Source organism: Micromonospora sp. NPDC049301 (assembly GCF_040678715.1).
Classification (GTDB): Bacteria; Actinomycetota; Actinomycetes; order Mycobacteriales; family Micromonosporaceae; genus Micromonospora.
On record NZ_JBFAQO010000007.1, the window covers coordinates 241,377 to 256,334 of the forward strand.

At 69.8% G+C, this 14,958-nt stretch carries 13 protein-coding genes and 1 pseudogene; 10 read left to right on the plus strand and 4 right to left on the minus strand.

What is annotated here, in order from left to right; translation table 11 throughout:
* Positions 1 to 1,524 carry a glycerol kinase GlpK gene (gene glpK, locus AB0K07_RS22410; RefSeq protein WP_363757360.1) on the plus strand — a complete coding sequence of 508 codons (1,524 nt, stop codon included), beginning with the start codon at positions 1 to 3 and terminating at the stop codon, positions 1,522 to 1,524.
* 95 nt (positions 1,525 to 1,619) lie between these two features.
* On the opposite strand, the gene AB0K07_RS22415 is transcribed toward glpK, so the two are convergent.
* Positions 1,620 to 1,985, minus strand: coding sequence for an integrase core domain-containing protein (locus tag AB0K07_RS22415; RefSeq protein WP_363757361.1), 366 nt, complete (start codon positions 1,983 to 1,985; stop codon positions 1,620 to 1,622).
* Positions 1,986 to 2,024: 39 nt separating this feature from the next.
* Between AB0K07_RS22415 and AB0K07_RS22420 the strand changes: the two are divergent.
* Positions 2,025 to 2,339 (plus strand): annotated as a pseudogene (locus AB0K07_RS22420) (tyrosine-type recombinase/integrase); the annotation flags it as partial.
* A gap of 354 nt (positions 2,340 to 2,693) precedes the next feature.
* On the opposite strand, the gene AB0K07_RS22425 reads toward AB0K07_RS22420, so the two are convergent.
* Positions 2,694 to 4,052 carry a hypothetical protein gene (locus tag AB0K07_RS22425; protein WP_363757362.1) on the minus strand — a complete coding sequence of 453 codons (1,359 nt, stop codon included), beginning with the start codon at positions 4,050 to 4,052 and terminating at the stop codon, positions 2,694 to 2,696.
* 361 nt (positions 4,053 to 4,413) lie between these two features.
* Between AB0K07_RS22425 and AB0K07_RS22430 the strand changes: the two genes are divergently transcribed.
* Genes AB0K07_RS22430 through AB0K07_RS22465 form a run of 8 tightly spaced genes read left to right on the plus strand, consistent with a single transcriptional unit; the run spans position 4,414 to position 13,454 of the window.
* A complete protein-coding gene (locus AB0K07_RS22430; protein ID WP_363757363.1) occupies positions 4,414 to 5,460 on the plus strand; it encodes a LacI family DNA-binding transcriptional regulator in 1,047 nt (348 codons plus the stop codon).
* A 39-nt stretch (positions 5,461 to 5,499) separates the two neighbouring features.
* Positions 5,500 to 7,095 (plus strand): FAD-dependent oxidoreductase, encoded by a 1,596-nt coding sequence (locus AB0K07_RS22435; protein ID WP_363757364.1) that lies wholly within the window; start codon positions 5,500 to 5,502, stop codon positions 7,093 to 7,095.
* Between the two features lie 27 nt (positions 7,096 to 7,122).
* The gene (locus tag AB0K07_RS22440; RefSeq protein WP_363757365.1) at positions 7,123 to 8,406 is read left to right on the plus strand and encodes a sugar ABC transporter substrate-binding protein; all 1,284 of its coding nucleotides are present in this window, start codon (positions 7,123 to 7,125) and stop codon (positions 8,404 to 8,406) included.
* Between the two features lie 10 nt (positions 8,407 to 8,416).
* Complete coding sequence (locus tag AB0K07_RS22445) at positions 8,417 to 9,364, plus strand: sugar ABC transporter permease (RefSeq protein WP_252414336.1); 948 nt, start codon at positions 8,417 to 8,419, stop codon at positions 9,362 to 9,364.
* The gene (locus AB0K07_RS22450) at positions 9,354 to 10,196 is read left to right on the plus strand and encodes a carbohydrate ABC transporter permease (protein ID WP_252414337.1); all 843 of its coding nucleotides are present in this window, start codon (positions 9,354 to 9,356) and stop codon (positions 10,194 to 10,196) included. Before AB0K07_RS22445 ends, AB0K07_RS22450 begins: the two co-directional genes overlap by 11 nt.
* Entirely contained in the window at positions 10,193 to 11,107 is a 915-nt protein-coding gene (locus tag AB0K07_RS22455) for an ROK family protein (RefSeq protein WP_363757366.1), read from the plus strand. The genes AB0K07_RS22450 and AB0K07_RS22455 overlap by 4 nt, the downstream gene beginning before the upstream one ends.
* Positions 11,104 to 11,811 carry a putative N-acetylmannosamine-6-phosphate 2-epimerase gene (locus AB0K07_RS22460; protein ID WP_363757367.1) on the plus strand — a complete coding sequence of 236 codons (708 nt, stop codon included), beginning with the start codon at positions 11,104 to 11,106 and terminating at the stop codon, positions 11,809 to 11,811. The genes AB0K07_RS22455 and AB0K07_RS22460 overlap by 4 nt, the downstream gene beginning before the upstream one ends.
* A 2-nt stretch (positions 11,812 to 11,813) precedes the next feature.
* Positions 11,814 to 13,454, plus strand: coding sequence for a DUF4127 family protein (locus AB0K07_RS22465; RefSeq protein WP_363757368.1), 1,641 nt, complete (start codon positions 11,814 to 11,816; stop codon positions 13,452 to 13,454).
* A 120-nt stretch (positions 13,455 to 13,574) separates the two neighbouring features.
* Here AB0K07_RS22465 and AB0K07_RS22470 read toward each other — a convergent pair whose 3' ends face one another.
* Entirely contained in the window at positions 13,575 to 13,754 is a 180-nt protein-coding gene (locus tag AB0K07_RS22470) for an acyl-CoA dehydrogenase family protein (protein ID WP_363757369.1), read from the minus strand.
* Positions 13,755 to 13,929: 175 nt separating this feature from the next.
* A complete protein-coding gene (locus AB0K07_RS22475; RefSeq protein WP_363757370.1) occupies positions 13,930 to 14,955 on the minus strand; it encodes a hypothetical protein in 1,026 nt (341 codons plus the stop codon).
* Positions 14,956 to 14,958 lie beyond the last annotated feature (3 nt).

Consider the following 14,958-nt stretch of genomic DNA (forward strand, 5'->3'; position numbering starts at 1 on the left):
ATGACTGACAGCTACGTCGTCTCCATCGACCAGGGCACCACCTCGACCCGATGCATCGTGTTCGACCGCCGGGGCAACCTCGTCTCCGTGGCGCAGCGGGAGCACCAGCAGCACTTCCCCCGGCCCGGCTGGGTGGAACACGACGCGCTGGAGATCTGGCGCAACGTCGGCAAGGTGGTGCCGAGGGCCCTCGCCCAGGCCGGCATCGTCGCGGGCCAGGTCGCCGCGATCGGCATCGCCAACCAGCGGGAGAGCACCGTGGTGTGGGACCGGCGAACCGGCGTCCCGGTGGCGCCGGCGATCATCTGGCAGGACACCCGCACCGACACACTGGTGGAGACGCTGGCCCGGGCGCCCGGCGCCGAGGACCTCCGGCAACGCTGTGGGCTGCCGCTGGCCACCTACTTCTCCGGCCCCAAGCTGCGCTGGCTGCTCGACCACACGCCCGGGCTGTACGAGCGGGCCGAGCGCGGCGAGGTGCTCTTCGGGACGATGGAGAGCTGGCTGATCTGGAACCTCACCGGCGGCCCGGACGGCGGTCTGCACCTGACCGACGTCACCAACGCCAGCCGGACCATGCTGATGGACCTGCGCGCGCTCGGCTGGCACCCGGACTCGCTGGACTTCTTCGGCATCCCGGCCGCCATGCTGCCCGAGATCCGCTCCTCGTCAGAGGTGTACGGCACTGCGACCGCCGTCCTGCCCGGCGTGCGGATCGCAGCGGCGCTCGGCGACCAGCAGGCCGCCCTGTTCGGCCAGACCTGCTTCGCGCCGGGCGACGCCAAGTGCACCTACGGCACGGGCAGCTTTCTGCTGCTCAACACCGGCACGGAGCCGGTGCACTCCAGCCACGGGCTGCTCACCACCGTCGGCTACCAGATCGGCGGCCAGCCAGCCGTCTACGCCCTCGAAGGCTCCATCGCGATCACCGGGTCCCTGGTGCAGTGGTTCCGCGACCGGCTGGAGCTGATCAGTTCGGCGCCGGAGATCGAGACCCTCGCCCGCACGGTGGACGACAACGGCGGCTGCTACATCGTGCCGGCCTTCTCCGGGCTGTTCGCGCCGCACTGGCGCAGCGAGGCGCGCGGCGTGATCGTCGGGCTCACCTCGTACATCACCAAGGGGCACTTGGCCCGCGCGGTGCTGGAGGCCACCGGCTGGCAGACCCGCGAGGTGGTCGACGCGATGAACGCCGACTCCGGCCTGGAGTTGACGGCGCTGCGGGTGGACGGCGGGATGACCGCCAACAACCTGTTGATGCAGTTCGTCGCCGACGTGGTCGCGGTGCCGGTGGTGCGCCCGATGGTCGCCGAGACGGTCTCCCTCGGCGCGGCGTACGCCGCCGGGCTGGCGGTCGGCTACTGGCCCGACCTGGAGGGGCTGCGCAGCAACTGGCACCTCGCCGCCCGCTGGGTGCCCAAGATGGACGACGCCGTGCGCGCCGAGGAACGGGAGAACTGGCAGCGCGCGGTGGAGCGCACCTTCGGCTGGATCAAGCCCGAGGCCCGGGCCGCCAACGAATGACCTTTGGGTATTGACCGTGACCTAACGCACATATTGGATGTCGGGTTGGAGAGATCCGCCGTCGGAGCGTGTACCGCTCGAAAAGTCGGTCAGAGCTACGCCACCTGGGAGTATTCGTTGATCAGCCCGTTGAGGATCTTTCTACGGCGCACTCGTGCGGACATCAGGTCGGCGACCGGTCGTGGCGGAATGTCGGTGGCGTTGGGCGGTTGTTGGCCCCGGGCTTGGTGCGGCCGGTGGTCGTCGTAGTGAGCCACGTACCCTCCGAGAGTGGCCAGGAGGTGTCGTCTGTTGTAGATCAGCATCCGGTCGAGGCACTCACGGCGGACCGTGCGGACCCACCGCTCCGTGTACGCGTTCGCCCGCGGTGACCGAGGCGGAGTTCGTAGGACCTCGATGCCTTCGGCGCTGAAGACCTCGTCGAAGGGCGCGATGTACTTGCTGTCACGATCCCGGATCAAGAACCTGAACTGAGCGACTCTGTCGCCGAGGTCCATCAACAGGAGAGGGCCGGCGAGGCGTGGCACGAAACCGGCATGGTTTTCACGACCCGCTACGGGCTACCGGTCGAGCCGCGGAACTTCGATCGCTCCTACGACGCTCGCATCGCGAACGCCGGCGTCCCGAAGATCACGGTTCACGACGCACGACGCACCTGCGGTTCACTGCTGGTCGACCTGGACGTGCACCCTCGGGTCGCGATGGCGATCCTGAGACACGCAGACTTCTCGATCACGATGGAGATCTACAGCCAGGTCTTGTCCAAGACGACCCGCGAAGCCCTACGGAGGCTCGGCGAGAGCCTCGATCAATGAGCCGTTGCTGTACTTCGCTGCTGTACAAGATCAGAAGAGGCCATCCGGAGATTCCCGAATGGCCTCTGACCTGCGTCGGGACGGCCGGATTCGAACCGACGACCCCTTGTTACCGAACGTAGCCATCCCGACCTTGTCATTGACTGCCAGGAGTAGGCGCTGAGCTGCACAGACACGCCTACGCGATAATCGCTTCTTGTCACTGGTTGTCAACCACAGCTGGGGGTTTTCGGGGGGTAAACGGGGGCAGGCCGGCGGGCGGTTTTCCCGCCTGAGCCCGACCCGGACGCTCGACCAGCTGTTGCACGCCCGGCAGTGCGCCCACAGGTGGTAGGGCGCACTGCCGGCGACGATCTACCGGTTGCCGCCCTGGTCGTGTGGGACGGTGACGGTGACGGTGCAGCCGACCGGCCGTCCGATCTCGTCGTGGCCGGTGTACGTGAGGTGGTACACCCGGTCCCCCGCGTTGCCGGCTCGTTCGGCCCGTAGCTTGCCACTCGTGTCCGGCGTGCCGATGGCGAATCCGCTGACGTCCGCGGCGTCACCGCCGGTCACGCTGGTCAGGGTGAACGCGTTCGGGCCGAGCACCCCGTCGTGCAGGTCCACGGTGACGTTGACGTCGACCAGCTTGTGGTTCGGCGGCCACAGGACCGGTCGGTCCGGCACACAATCGAGCTGCCGTACGGGCAGCGGGTTTGCCAAGGTGGCGGTGGCGTGTCCGATGGTCGCGGTGAGCCGGCTGCCGGCTTCGTAGTACATGTGCGCGGTACGTCCGTCGAAGTAGAACGTCGGCGCGGCCGAGCGGCCGAGGTCGGGCGCGGCGGACATCGAGTCGTGCACGATGCCGAGGTGGATCTCCTGGTCGAAGTCCTGCCCGACGTCCACCGCGTGCATGTTGCCGTCGGCGGCGTGGAAGATCACCAGGTTGCGGTCGTTCCAGCGCAGGTAGAACGGTCCCGAGGCGTTCGGGCCTTCGATGCCCTGCGGGGTCACGATCGGTTCGGGCTGTATGGCCCAGGTCCGCGCGTCGTTGGAGACCGCCCAGCGGATCCGTCGCGACACCGGACCGGTCGGTCCGGGCAGCGCCGCGGTCGGATTGTCCATGAAGAGCATCAGGTACCGGGTGCCCAGGCGGGGCACGGACTGCTCGAACACCCGGGCGTAGGAGGTCTCGCCACCGGTCGTGTCGTTCCGGCTGACCGCGGTCCCGCCGTAGCTGAAGTGGATGCCGTCGTCGGAGGTCGCGTACCGGGTGATGGAGTTCTCGCCGTGGAAGTAGAGGAAGAGCTTGCCCTCGCCTTCGATCCACACCGCGTGCGGCGAGGAGACGTGGCTGACCGTGGAGTAGTGCGGCAGCCAGGTGTTGCTGATCAGGGGGTTGGCGACGTATTCGGTCCACGGGCCGTTGATCGAGTCGGAGTACGCGAGGGCGATCCCGCCGGGACGCTCGTGCGGCGCGTAGTACAGGTAGTAGGTGCCGAGCGGGTTGGGGAAGTAGTCGGCGGCCCGGATGACGCTGGGGAAGATGAACTCGTTCGTCGGGTTGAAGGCGAGCATGCCCTTGTCGAACGCGGTGCCCTGGTAGGTGAACTGGGGGAAGTCGAGCTCGGGTTCGGCGGCTGCTGGCCCGGCGCCGGCCACGGCGGCAACGAGCAGGCCGGCACTGGCGGCCGCCAGGACAGCGCGTCGGGACGGGGCGGATGGTCTCGTCATGCGGCTACCTCTTCGGTCGGTCGGTTCGCGGCAGGAGCAGCGCGGAGTAACGCTCAGTAAGAGCACAGGGGACACCGATCGGCGGTTGCCCCTGGGCGCCGCCGAGCTAATACGTATTAGCATCTATGTTTCTCGAATGTTGCGCGTTCGGCGGCGCTTCTGTCAAGAGGCGGTTCGACGACCCGCCGATCCACCCGGGCGCGGACCAGACCGCTGGGGACCCGACCGCTAATGCGCATTACTCCAGGGAGTTCATCGCGCCGAAATCTTGCGGCCGCCCCTTGACATGCACCGGTCGGCCCGCCAAGCTCCTTCCCAACACGAGGGCTAATACGCATTAGCCGCACCGGAAGGACCCGACGTGAGCACTCCCCCCAGACGTGTCACCCAACGTGACATCGCGCGGATGGCCGGTGTCAGTCAGGCGACGGTGTCGCTGGTGCTCAACAACCGGACCGACGCCGAGGTCCGCATCGCCCCGGAGACCCGGGACCGGGTGTTGCGGGTCATCGCCGAGACCGGGTACGCCGCCGACCCCGTGGCCCGCCGCCTCGCCTCGCGGTTCAACCGGATCATCGGCGTCTTCACCTACGAGCCCGCCTTCCCCAGCGGCAGCCGGGACTTCTTCCACCCATTCCTGCTCGGTATCGAGGAGTACGCCGAGCGGTTCGGCTGCGACCTGCTGCTGCTCACCAGCGCGCCGGTGGTGGACGGCCGGCGACGCATCTTCCACCAGGACAACCGGCTGCGTCTGGCCGACGGGTGCATCCTGCTCGGGCGCGAGATCGACGGCGCGGAGCTGCACCGGCTCAACCGTGACGGATATCCGTACGTCGCCGTCGGGCGCCGCGACGACGCCGGCGGGCCGGTCCCCTACGTCGGCGCCGACTACGCCTCGGCGGTGGCCCGGCTCGTCGAGGGGGCGCTACGGCGCGGTCACCGCCGCCTGACGTACGTGAGCATGGGCACCACCGCGGAATCCTCCGAAGACCGGCTCCATGGGTTCCGCGCCGCCGCGACGACCGCGGAGAGCGCCGGACAGATGTCGGCGCTGGCCGGGGACGCCGACACGACCATCGACACCCTGCTGGCCGACGGGACCACCGTCGTCTTCGTGGAGGACTTCGCCACGGCGGTCGCGCTGGAGTCGGCCGCCCGTCGGCGCGGCCTGACCGTGCCCGGCGACCTGTCGATCGTGACCCTCGGCGATCCGACGGTCCCGGTCCCCACCGACATCGCGTTCACCGGGTTCCGCATCCCTCGCGAGGAGATGGGCCGCCAGTCGGTCGAGGTGTTGACGGGCGTCATCGACGGCAGCGCTGCCGGCCTCCAGCAGCGACTTCTCGCCTGCGAACTCGTCGAGGGCATCACCCTCGGCACCCCTGATCCAGCGGTCGACCGGCGCTGAGCTGTCGGCCGCGCAACTGGAAGGAAGCACGTGTTACTCATGCGTACGGACGTCCTCGTCGTCGGGGGCGGACTGGGCGGCGTCGCCGCGGCGCTCGCCGCGGCCCGGTCCGGCCGGTCCGTCATCCTGACCGAGGAGTTCGACTGGCTCGGCGGGCAACTCACCAGCCAGGCCGTCCCGCCGGACGAACACTCCTGGATCGAGCAGTTCGGCGCCACCGCCAGCTACCGGGCGCTGCGCAACGGCATCCGCGACTACTACCGTCGCCACTACCCGTTGACCGAACGGTCCCGGGCCTGGGCCGACCTCAACCCCGGTGCGGGTTGGGTGAGCCGGCTCTGCCACGAGCCGCGGGTGGCCGTTGCCGTCCTGGAACAGATGCTCGCCCCGTACCTCGGTTCCGGCCGGCTGCGGGTGCTGCAGCCGTACCGGCCGGTCGCTGCGGAGACCGACGGGGACCGGGTGACCGGCGTGACGCTGGCGCACCGCGACCGGGACGAGCGGATCGACGTGGTCGCGCCGTACGTCCTGGACGCCACCGAGACCGGCGAGTTGCTGCCACTGACGGGCACCGAGTACGTCACCGGGTTCGAGTCGCAGGCGCAGACCGGTGAGCCGAGCGCCCCGGCCGAGGCCCAGCCGATGAACATGCAGGCGGTGTCCGTCTGCTTCGCCCTCGACCACGTCGACGGCGACCACACCATCGACCGTCCCGCGGGGTACGACTTCTGGCGCGACTACAAGCCCGACTTCTGGGGTGACCGGCTGCTGTCCTGGAAGTCACCGCACCCGCGCACGCTGGAGATCGTCGAGCGCAGCTTCACCCCCAACCCGGACGACGATCCGCTGAGCGTCAACGCCGATCAACGCGTCAATCCCGGTGACGGCAACCTGTGGACGTTCCGGCGGATCGCCGCGCGGCGCAACTTCACCGACGGCGCGTACGGCAGCGACATCACGCTGGTCAACTGGCCAATGATCGACTACTTCGAGGGTCCGGTCATCGACGTACCGAACGCGTCGTGGCACCTGTCCAAGGCCCGCGAGCTGTCGTACTCGGTGCTCTACTGGCTGCAGACCGAGGCGCCCCGGCCGGACGGCGGCACCGGCTTCCCCGGCCTACGACTGCGCGGCGACGTGACCGGCAGCTCGGACGGCCTGGCCCAGGCTCCGTACATCCGCGAGTCCCGCCGGATCCAGGCCGAGTACACCGTGGCCGAGCAGGACCTGTCCCTGGCGGTCCGGGGCGACCACGGCGCGGTCAGCTACCCGGACGCGGTGGGCGTGGGCATGTACCGGATCGACCTGCACCCGTCGACCGGCGGCGACAACTACATCGACGTCGGCTCCTGCCCGTTCGAGATCCCCCTCGGCGCGCTGATCCCACGGCGGATGGAGAACCTGCTGCCGGCCGGCAAGAACATCGGCACCACCCACGTCACCAACGGCAGCTACCGGCTGCACCCGGTCGAGTGGAACGTCGGCGAGGTCGCCGGTCTGCTCGCCGACTTCTGTCTGGCGCGGGGCGAGTCCCCGCGTGCGGTCCGCAACACCCCCCGTCTGCTGGCCGACTTCCAGGACCGCCTCACCGCGGCCGGCGTGGAACAGCGCTGGCCGCGGATCGCGGGCTACTGAACACACACCCCCGGTGAGGAGAAAATTGTGAGAGCAGGAAAGGCTCTGCGCGGCGTCGCCGTGGCATTGACCGGCGCGCTCGCCCTGACCGCCTGCGGCGGCGGTGGCGAGGCCGCCGACAGCGGCCCGGCGAAGCTGCGGATGACCGTCTGGTCGGCCAACGAGGCGCACCTCAAGCTGTTCAACGAGATCGCCGACGAGTACCGCAAGAGCCACCCTGACGTGGCTGAGATCAAGTTCGACCCGCTGCCGTTCGACACCTACACCACGACCCTGACCACCCAGATCGCGGGCGGGAACGCGCCCGACCTCGCGTGGGTGTTCGAGAACTCCGCCCCGGACTTCGTCGCCTCGGGCGCGCTGCTGCCCCTCGACGACACGCTCAAGAAGGCCGAGGGTTACCAGTACGAGGACATCTCCCCCGCCACCCTCAAGCTCTGGCAGAACGACGGGAAGCTGTACGCGTACCCCTTCTCCACCTCGCCGTTCGGGGTCTTCGTCAACACCGACATGCTCAAGAAGGCCGGGCAGAAGACCCCGGCCGAACTGATCGCGGCCGGTCAGTGGACCTGGGACAACGCCCTGACCACGGCCGCGGCGACGGCGGCGAACTCCGGCAAGGCCGGCCTGGTCATTCGGGATTTCGACTACAAGGGCTGGGACAACCTGTCCACCTTCTGGACCGGGTGGGGAGCCCAGGCATGGAGCGAGGACGGCAAGACCTGTGGCTTCAACAGTCCGGAGATGGTCGACGCGATGACCACCCTGCACAAGGCCACCTTCACCCAGAAGGCGCTGCCCGGCCCGGGCACGACCGCCGACTTCTTCGCCGGTGACTCGGCCATGACGATCACCCAGATCTCCCGCGCCTCGCTGCTGAAGGACGGCGGCTTCGGGTGGGACCTGGTGCCGCTACCGGCCGGGCCGAAGGGGGACTACGCGGTGGTCGGCCAGGCTGGCCTCGGGGTGCTGAAGAAGAGCCCGCACGCCAAGCAGGCGGCAGACTTCCTGGCCTTCTTCACCAACCCCACGAACTCGGCCAAGCTCGCCCAGTTCTTCCCGGCGCCCCGACAGTCGCAGCTGACCGCCGAGACGCTCGCCAAGACGAACCCGAAGCTCAAGCCGGAGCAGCTGCAGAAGGTCGTCATCGACGGCATCACCAATGGTGTGGTCAAGCCCAACCACTCCGGGCAGGCCGAGCTGAGCCAACAGGTCCGTGCCGGCCTCGACCCGCTGTGGCAGCCGAACGCGGACGTCAAGGTCGTGCTCGACGGCGTCTGCGCCAAGATCCAGCCTCTGCTGGCGAAGTAGGGCAACGATCATGACCCAGACGGACACCAGGGTGGGCTCGGCTTCGGCCGGGCCCGCCCCGGGCCCGGCCCGGCCGTTCTGGACCAGCCGACGCCGGGACCAGCTCACCGGTTTTGTGTTCATCGCCCCGCAACTGCTCGGCAGCGTCGTCTTCGTGATCCTGCCGCTGATCCTCGTGTTCTGGTACAGCCTGCACGAGTGGAACGTCCTCGCCGGGACCTTCGACTTCGTCGGCACCGAGAACTACCAGGGCCTCGCCGACGACCCCAATCTCGGCGCGGTGCTGCGCGCCACCGGGCTGTTCTCGATCGGCCTGGTGGTGTTCAACCTCGGCCTGGCCCTGCTGCTGGCCGTCCTGCTCAACCAGAGGCTGCGGGGCACGATCGTGTTCCGCACACTGTTCTTCTCCCCCGTGGTGGTCTCGCTGGTGGCCTGGACCATCGTCTGGGGCTTCCTGCTTCAGGACAACGGCGGGATCAACGGATTGCTCGACACCATTGGCGTGGACGGGCCGAACTGGCTGCGCGGCGAGGGCACCGCGATGGTGTCCGTGATCGTCGTGCAGGTGTTCAAGAACGTCGGCCTGAACATGGTGCTGTTCCTGGCCGCCCTGCAGGGCGTGCCGGCCGATCTGTACGAGGCCGCGGAGGTGGACGGGGCGAGCCGGATGCGCCAGTTCTGGCGGATCACCGTACCGCTGATCAGCCCGACGATCCTGCTGACCTCGATCATCACCGTGGTCGGGTCGCTGCAGGTCTTCGCGCAGATCGCGGTGCTCACCCAGGGTGGACCAGGCACCTCGACGACGGTGCTCGTCTACTACCTGTACCAGCAGGCCTTCCAATTCCATCACTTCGGCTACGGCGCCACGCTGTCGATCCTGCTGTTCGTCATCGTGCTCGCCCTCACCGTGCTGCAGTGGCAGATGCGCAAGAGGTGGGTCTTCCATGAATCGTGACCTGTCCCGGCGGACCAAGCTGGTGCTCTACGGGGTGCTGCTGGTCCTGGCGATCCCGTTCGTCTTCCCGACCTGGTGGATGGTCACCTCGTCGCTGAAGCCGGTGTCGGACATCTTCGCCTTCCCGCCCAAGCTGCTGCCGACCAACCCGCAGATCGACGCCTACCAGCGGGTGTTCGAGTTGCAGCCGTTCGGGCAGCAGTACCTGAACAGCCTCTACATCGCGCTGGTCGTCACGGTCGGCACCATGGCCGTGGCGGCGCTGGCCGGGTACGCCTTCGCGCGCATCCGGTTCCGGGGCCAGAACGTGTTGTTCCTGGTCGTCCTCGCGGGCCTGCTCATTCCCAGCGAGGTGACGATCGTGCCGCTGTTCCAGATGTTCTTCAAACTCGGCCTGGTCAACACCCACTGGCCGCTGATCCTGGTGCCGATCTTCGGTGCGCCGAGCGTCCTGGCGACGTTCATCATGCGGCAGTTCTTCATCAGCCTCCCCGATGAGCTGGAGGAGGCGGCCCGGGTCGACGGGTTGGGACGCTTCGCCACCTTCTGGCGGATCGCCCTGCCGCTGTCGCGGCCGGCACTGGGCGCGGTGGCGATCTTCACCTTCCTGCACAGCTGGAACCTCTACCTGGAACCGATCGTGTTCCTCTCCTCTCCGGAGAAGTTCACCCTGCCCCAGGCGCTCACCCAGTTCGTCGACGCCTACGGCGGTCCCATGTGGGACGTCCAGATGGCCGCGGCGTCGATGACCGCGCTGCCGGTCCTGGTGGTCTTCGTCATCGCGCAGAAGCAGTTCGTCGAGGGGCTCGCGCACACCGGTCTCAAGGGATGACGGCACCGGTTGTCGGCATCGACATCGGCGGCACCAAGACGGCGGCCGCGCTGGTCGACCGGGTCGGGCAGGTGCTGGAGCGCCGCGAGGTGCCCACGCCTGCCCGGTCCGGGCCCGGGGCCGTGCTGGACGCCGCCGCCCGGCTGGCCACCGACCTGCTCGGCGCGGCCGCCGAGCCGGTGGGGGTGGGCACGGCCGGCACGGTCGACCCCGCAACCGGCGGCATCCGGTACGCCACCGACAGCCTGCCCGGCTGGGCTGGCACTCCGGTCGCCGACGCGTTGGCCGCCCGGCTGGGTCGACCCGTGCGGGTCACCAACGACGTGAACGCCGCCGCGCTGGGCGAATGCTGGGCCGGCGCCGGACGGGACCGAGCCCATGTGCTGCTGGTGGCCGTCGGCACCGGGCTGGGCGGGGCGGTCGTCCGCAACGGCCGCGTCGAGGCCGGTGCCCGCGGCGCCGCCGGCGAGGTCGGGCATCTGCCGGCCCCGGGTGCCGAGCGGCTGCGGTGCGGGTGCGGCCGGTACGGGCACCTGGAGGCGATCGCATCCGGCAGCGGGCTGGCCGCCGCGTACTCCATCGAGACCGGTACCCGCGTCACCGGGCGGAGCGTGGCGGACCGCGCCGCGGCCGGGGACGGGGTCGCCCAACGGGTGGTGGAGCGGGCCGGAACGGCTTTCGGCGCGGCCCTGGCGGGGTTGGTGGCCCTGCTCGATCCGGAAGCTGTCCTGGTGACCGGCGGGGCGGCCGGCGCCCTGCTGCCCGCCGCGTCGGTCGCCTACTCGGCCGAGGTGCCCGCGGGCTGGGCCGACGTTCCGCTGCTGCCCGCCACGCTGGGCGTGGACGCCGTCGTGGTCGGCGCCGCCCGACTGGCCATCGACAGACCCGACATCGGAAGGACCAACGGGTGAACGTGCTCGACGATCTGGCCGGCGGGCTGGTGGTGTCCTGCCAACCGCTGCCCGACGACTCTGACGACCCGATGCGCGATCCGTACGTCCAGGCCCGGGTGGCGGCCGCGGTGGTACGCGGCGGCGCGGTGGGGGTCCGGATCAACGGCCCGGACGACGTCCGAGCGGTGCGCCCCGTCGTCGACGTTCCGGTGATCGGGCTGTACAAGCACGGCACCGAGGACGTGTTCATCACCCCGACCGCAGCCCACGCGCTCGAGGTGGCGCTGGCCGGGGCGGACATCGTCGCGATCGACGCCACCGACCGCCCCCGACCGGACGGACGCCCCTTCGCCGAAACGGTCCGCCTGCTCCGCCAACGGACCGACGCACTGATCCTGGCCGACGTCTCCACCACGGCCGAGGGCGTCGCCGCCGTCGAGGCCGGCGCGGACGCCGTCGCCACCACACTGTCCGGCTACACCCCGGCCAGTCCACCGACTGACGGGCCCGACCTCGGGCTCGTGGAGCGACTCGTCGCACTGCTGCCCGTGCCGGTGATCGCCGAAGGGCGGTACCGCACCACGGAACAGATCGGCCGGGCCTTTGAGGCGGGTGCGCACGCGGTGGTGATGGGCAACGCCGTCACCTCACCACTGTGGATCACCCGCCGGCTCGTACCGGCCACCCCCCGCGCGGCGAGCGCCCCGACACAGAGGGAGTGAACATGAGAAGACGAACCCTCCTGGCCACCGGCATGGTCGGGCTGACCACCGTGGCCGTCGGCCGACCCGCATTCGCCGGGCCCGCGAACCGGCGGCTGACCGTGGCACTGGTCCCGTTGGACGACCGGCCGGTCAACACCTACGCCCCGCAAATGACCGCGGCGAGCGCCGGCGCCCAGGTGCAACTGCCGCCGCGGGATCTGCTGGGCCGCTTCTTCACCCCCGGCGACGGAGCCGCCATCGCCCGCTGGCTCGGCTCCACCGACGGGGTCGACGGGTACGTGATCTCAGTCAGCATGCTCGCCTACGGCGGCCTGATCGCCTCCCGCACCGCCGCCCCGACCCTGGCGGCCGCCCTGGAGAACCTGGCGGCGATCCGAAACCTGCGCTCGACCCGGCCGGGTGCGGTGATCGAGGTGCACGACACCATCCAGCGCCTCGCCATCACCAGCACGGGCACCGAACTGGACACGTACCGCGACCTGCTGGTCACCTGGGCGAAGCTCTACGACCAGGTGGTGAACCTCGGGCAGGAGGAGCTGCGGGCCCAGCTCGACGCCATCCGGGCGCGGATCCCCGACCAGGTCGTCGAGAACTATCTCGCCGCGCGGGCCCGCAACCACCAGGTCAACCGGCTGATGGTGGAGTGGGTCGCCGACGGCACCATCAGCCACCTTGTGCTCTCCGAGGACGACACCGCGCCGGTCGGCCTGGCCCGAGCCGAGCGGGTGGAGTTGGAGGCGCTGGTCGCCCAACTCGGCGTCGGCGACCGGGTGGAAATCTTCCCCGGCGCCGACGAGGTCGACGCGTTGCTGGTCGCGCGGGTGATCGCGGCCCGTACGGCGCCCACCTACCGCGTGGAGTACGCCGGCGTCTCCGGCGAGGACTGGACCGCTCAACTGGAGGGCATCCCGTTCGCGGAGAACATCCGCCGGCACGTGGCCGCCGTGGGGGGCCGGGTCGTCAGCGACGACGCGGACATCGTGCTCGCCGTGAACACCCCCTCATCGGCACCCGGGCAGCGGGCCGCCGACCTGGACGCCTTCGTCGGGCGGATCGGCAGGCTGCTGGCTGCCGGCACCCCGGTCATCGTGGTGGACCCGCTCATCGTGAACAAGGCGGACCACGAACTGGTCGAGCGGATGGAGAATCGCCTCGATCTCGCGGCGCTGCTGTCGTACTCGGGGTGGAACACCGGCGGCAACGCACTCGGTCTGGCGCTCAGCCACGGCACCGCCCGGTGGGCGTACCTCCGCTCCTCCGGTAGCGGGTTCGGTGTGCCCGACCTGCGCGGGCCCGGCCAGGCGCACGCCGAGTACCTGCTCTACCGGTTCGTCAAGGACGACCCGTGGAAGAACATCGTGCAGGTCGAGGCGTACGCGCACGCGCGGGCGCAGGGCTGGGACCCGCTCGCGCTCACCCCCGAGCAGAGGAGCTACTTCGACGGCTGGGTGAGCGACCGGCTGGTGCCGCTGACCGAGCGGTACTTCGCCGACCACTTCGCCGGGCACCGCATCGTGCTGGGCCAGCGCGGCGCGAAGACGTTCACGGCCACCCTGGCTCGCTTCGAGTCGGCGCGCGTCGAGCTGCCGTGGGACCGGCTCTTCGAGGTGGTCCTCGAACCTCGGCTGCGACTGTCCTGACAGGTGACCGTCTGATGCTCCGGTAGGACCGTGGGAGCATCAGACGGTCAGTTCGCCGCGTACGAGCGCCTTCGCGACAACGGTTCGCAGGATGTCGTTCGTGCCCTCGCCGATGCTCAATCAGGATTGAGTCCCGTAGAGGCGCTCGACCTCGAACTCGGTGGAGTAGCCGTAGCCGCCGTGCACCTTCATCGCGTCGATCGCGGTCTCGGGGGCGACCTCCGAGCAGAACACCTTGGCCATTCCGGTCTGCCCGTCGGCGCGACCGTGCCGGACCGCGTCGGCCGCCCAGTACGCCATCTCGCGGCACGTCGATCTGCACCGGCCCCGACGCGTCGGTCAGTACCGTTTTCGACCGGCTGCCGTTGCGGCGGCGGCCTTCGCCTCCGCCGACGGCTCGGGCCTCTTGCCTCCGGTCTGCTTGTTCAGTGTCGCGGTCATCACGGCACCCTTCTCACCAGGCACAACGCGGACGTCATCGGCCGGGCGACGGAGCCTGCCGGCAGAGCCGGCGGTACTCGGCGGTCACCACGGCGAGCAGGAAGAGGTCCACCGCGAGCGCGGAGAGCGCCCCGAACTGGTTGACGGTGAAACTGAAGATCTGCCCGAACAGCAGGTCCACCAGGAGCGCGAGCTTGAACAGCCGGAAGGCCCGCACCCGGTCGCGAGGCAGCAGCGACGCCCCACGGATGCTGAGCACCACGGTGATCAGCGCCGAGGCCGAGACCCCGAGCACCGAGCGCCATTCCCGCTGGTCGTCGAGCTGGCCGGTGACCACGTCCAGAAAGACGTTCCCCACGACCACGAACGGCTCGCCGACCAGATAGAGCACCACCAGCGCCACCACCCACCGGTGGGTGGTCACCCAGACCACGGCCCGGCGGGCCCACCTGAGCCACGGCTGCCAGAACCGGGAGCCGGGTGGCTCGCGTCGAGGCACCGCGTCGAGCAGCCGGGCCACCCCCTCCTCGACGTCCGGACCGCACCCACGGACCAGCCGGGCGACCGCCGCGCGACGATCATCGGTGAGGCCGGTGCGGAGCCCACCAATCACCCCGTACAGGGCGTTCGCCGTACGCTCGGGGCCGGAGAGCCGGGCCCGCCCCCGGAGGGCCTGGGTGATCACCACCAGCAGGGCGAAGGCGCCGTAGATGATGCCGGCGGCCGGGGCGTAGAAGTAGTCGGTCCCGGCGGTGACGAACTTGCCCACCTCGTCGATGAACAGCCCGAACCCGATCCCGCCCAGAACCGCGCCGAGGCTCCGCGCCGCGCTACCGAGGAAGACCAGCGCGGCCCCCAGGCCGGCGGTCATCAGGACACCACCCCAGAGCACGTGCGCGATGTGCAGCCCACCGCCGCCGAGTTGCGGATAGCCGGCCGCCTGGAGAAAGGCGCGGGTGACCAGCACCGTGACCACGCCGGAGAGGACGAACGCCTGCAGGTACGACGGCGCCTCCAGCACCCGGAGCGGCCTCGACCAGCGGGACGGACGGGCGGGCATGGT

Bases quoted from the DNA above. Each gene is read 5' to 3' on its own strand.
- glpK (WP_363757360.1), top strand. From the start codon at position 1: ATGACTGACAGCTACGTCGTCTCCATCGACCAGGGCACCACCTCGACC.
- AB0K07_RS22425 (WP_363757362.1), bottom strand. From the start codon at position 4,052: ATGACGAGACCATCCGCCCCGTCCCGACGCGCTGTCCTGGCGGCCGCC.
- AB0K07_RS22435 (WP_363757364.1), top strand. From the start codon at position 5,500: ATGCGTACGGACGTCCTCGTCGTCGGGGGCGGACTGGGCGGCGTCGCC.
- AB0K07_RS22445 (WP_252414336.1), top strand. From the start codon at position 8,417: ATGACCCAGACGGACACCAGGGTGGGCTCGGCTTCGGCCGGGCCCGCC.
- AB0K07_RS22450 (WP_252414337.1), top strand. From the start codon at position 9,354: ATGAATCGTGACCTGTCCCGGCGGACCAAGCTGGTGCTCTACGGGGTG.
- AB0K07_RS22455 (WP_363757366.1), top strand. From the start codon at position 10,193: ATGACGGCACCGGTTGTCGGCATCGACATCGGCGGCACCAAGACGGCG.
- AB0K07_RS22465 (WP_363757368.1), top strand. From the start codon at position 11,814: ATGAGAAGACGAACCCTCCTGGCCACCGGCATGGTCGGGCTGACCACC.
- AB0K07_RS22470 (WP_363757369.1), bottom strand. From the start codon at position 13,754: ATGGCGTACTGGGCGGCCGACGCGGTCCGGCACGGTCGCGCCGACGGG.
- AB0K07_RS22475 (WP_363757370.1), bottom strand. From the start codon at position 14,955: ATGCCCGCCCGTCCGTCCCGCTGGTCGAGGCCGCTCCGGGTGCTGGAG.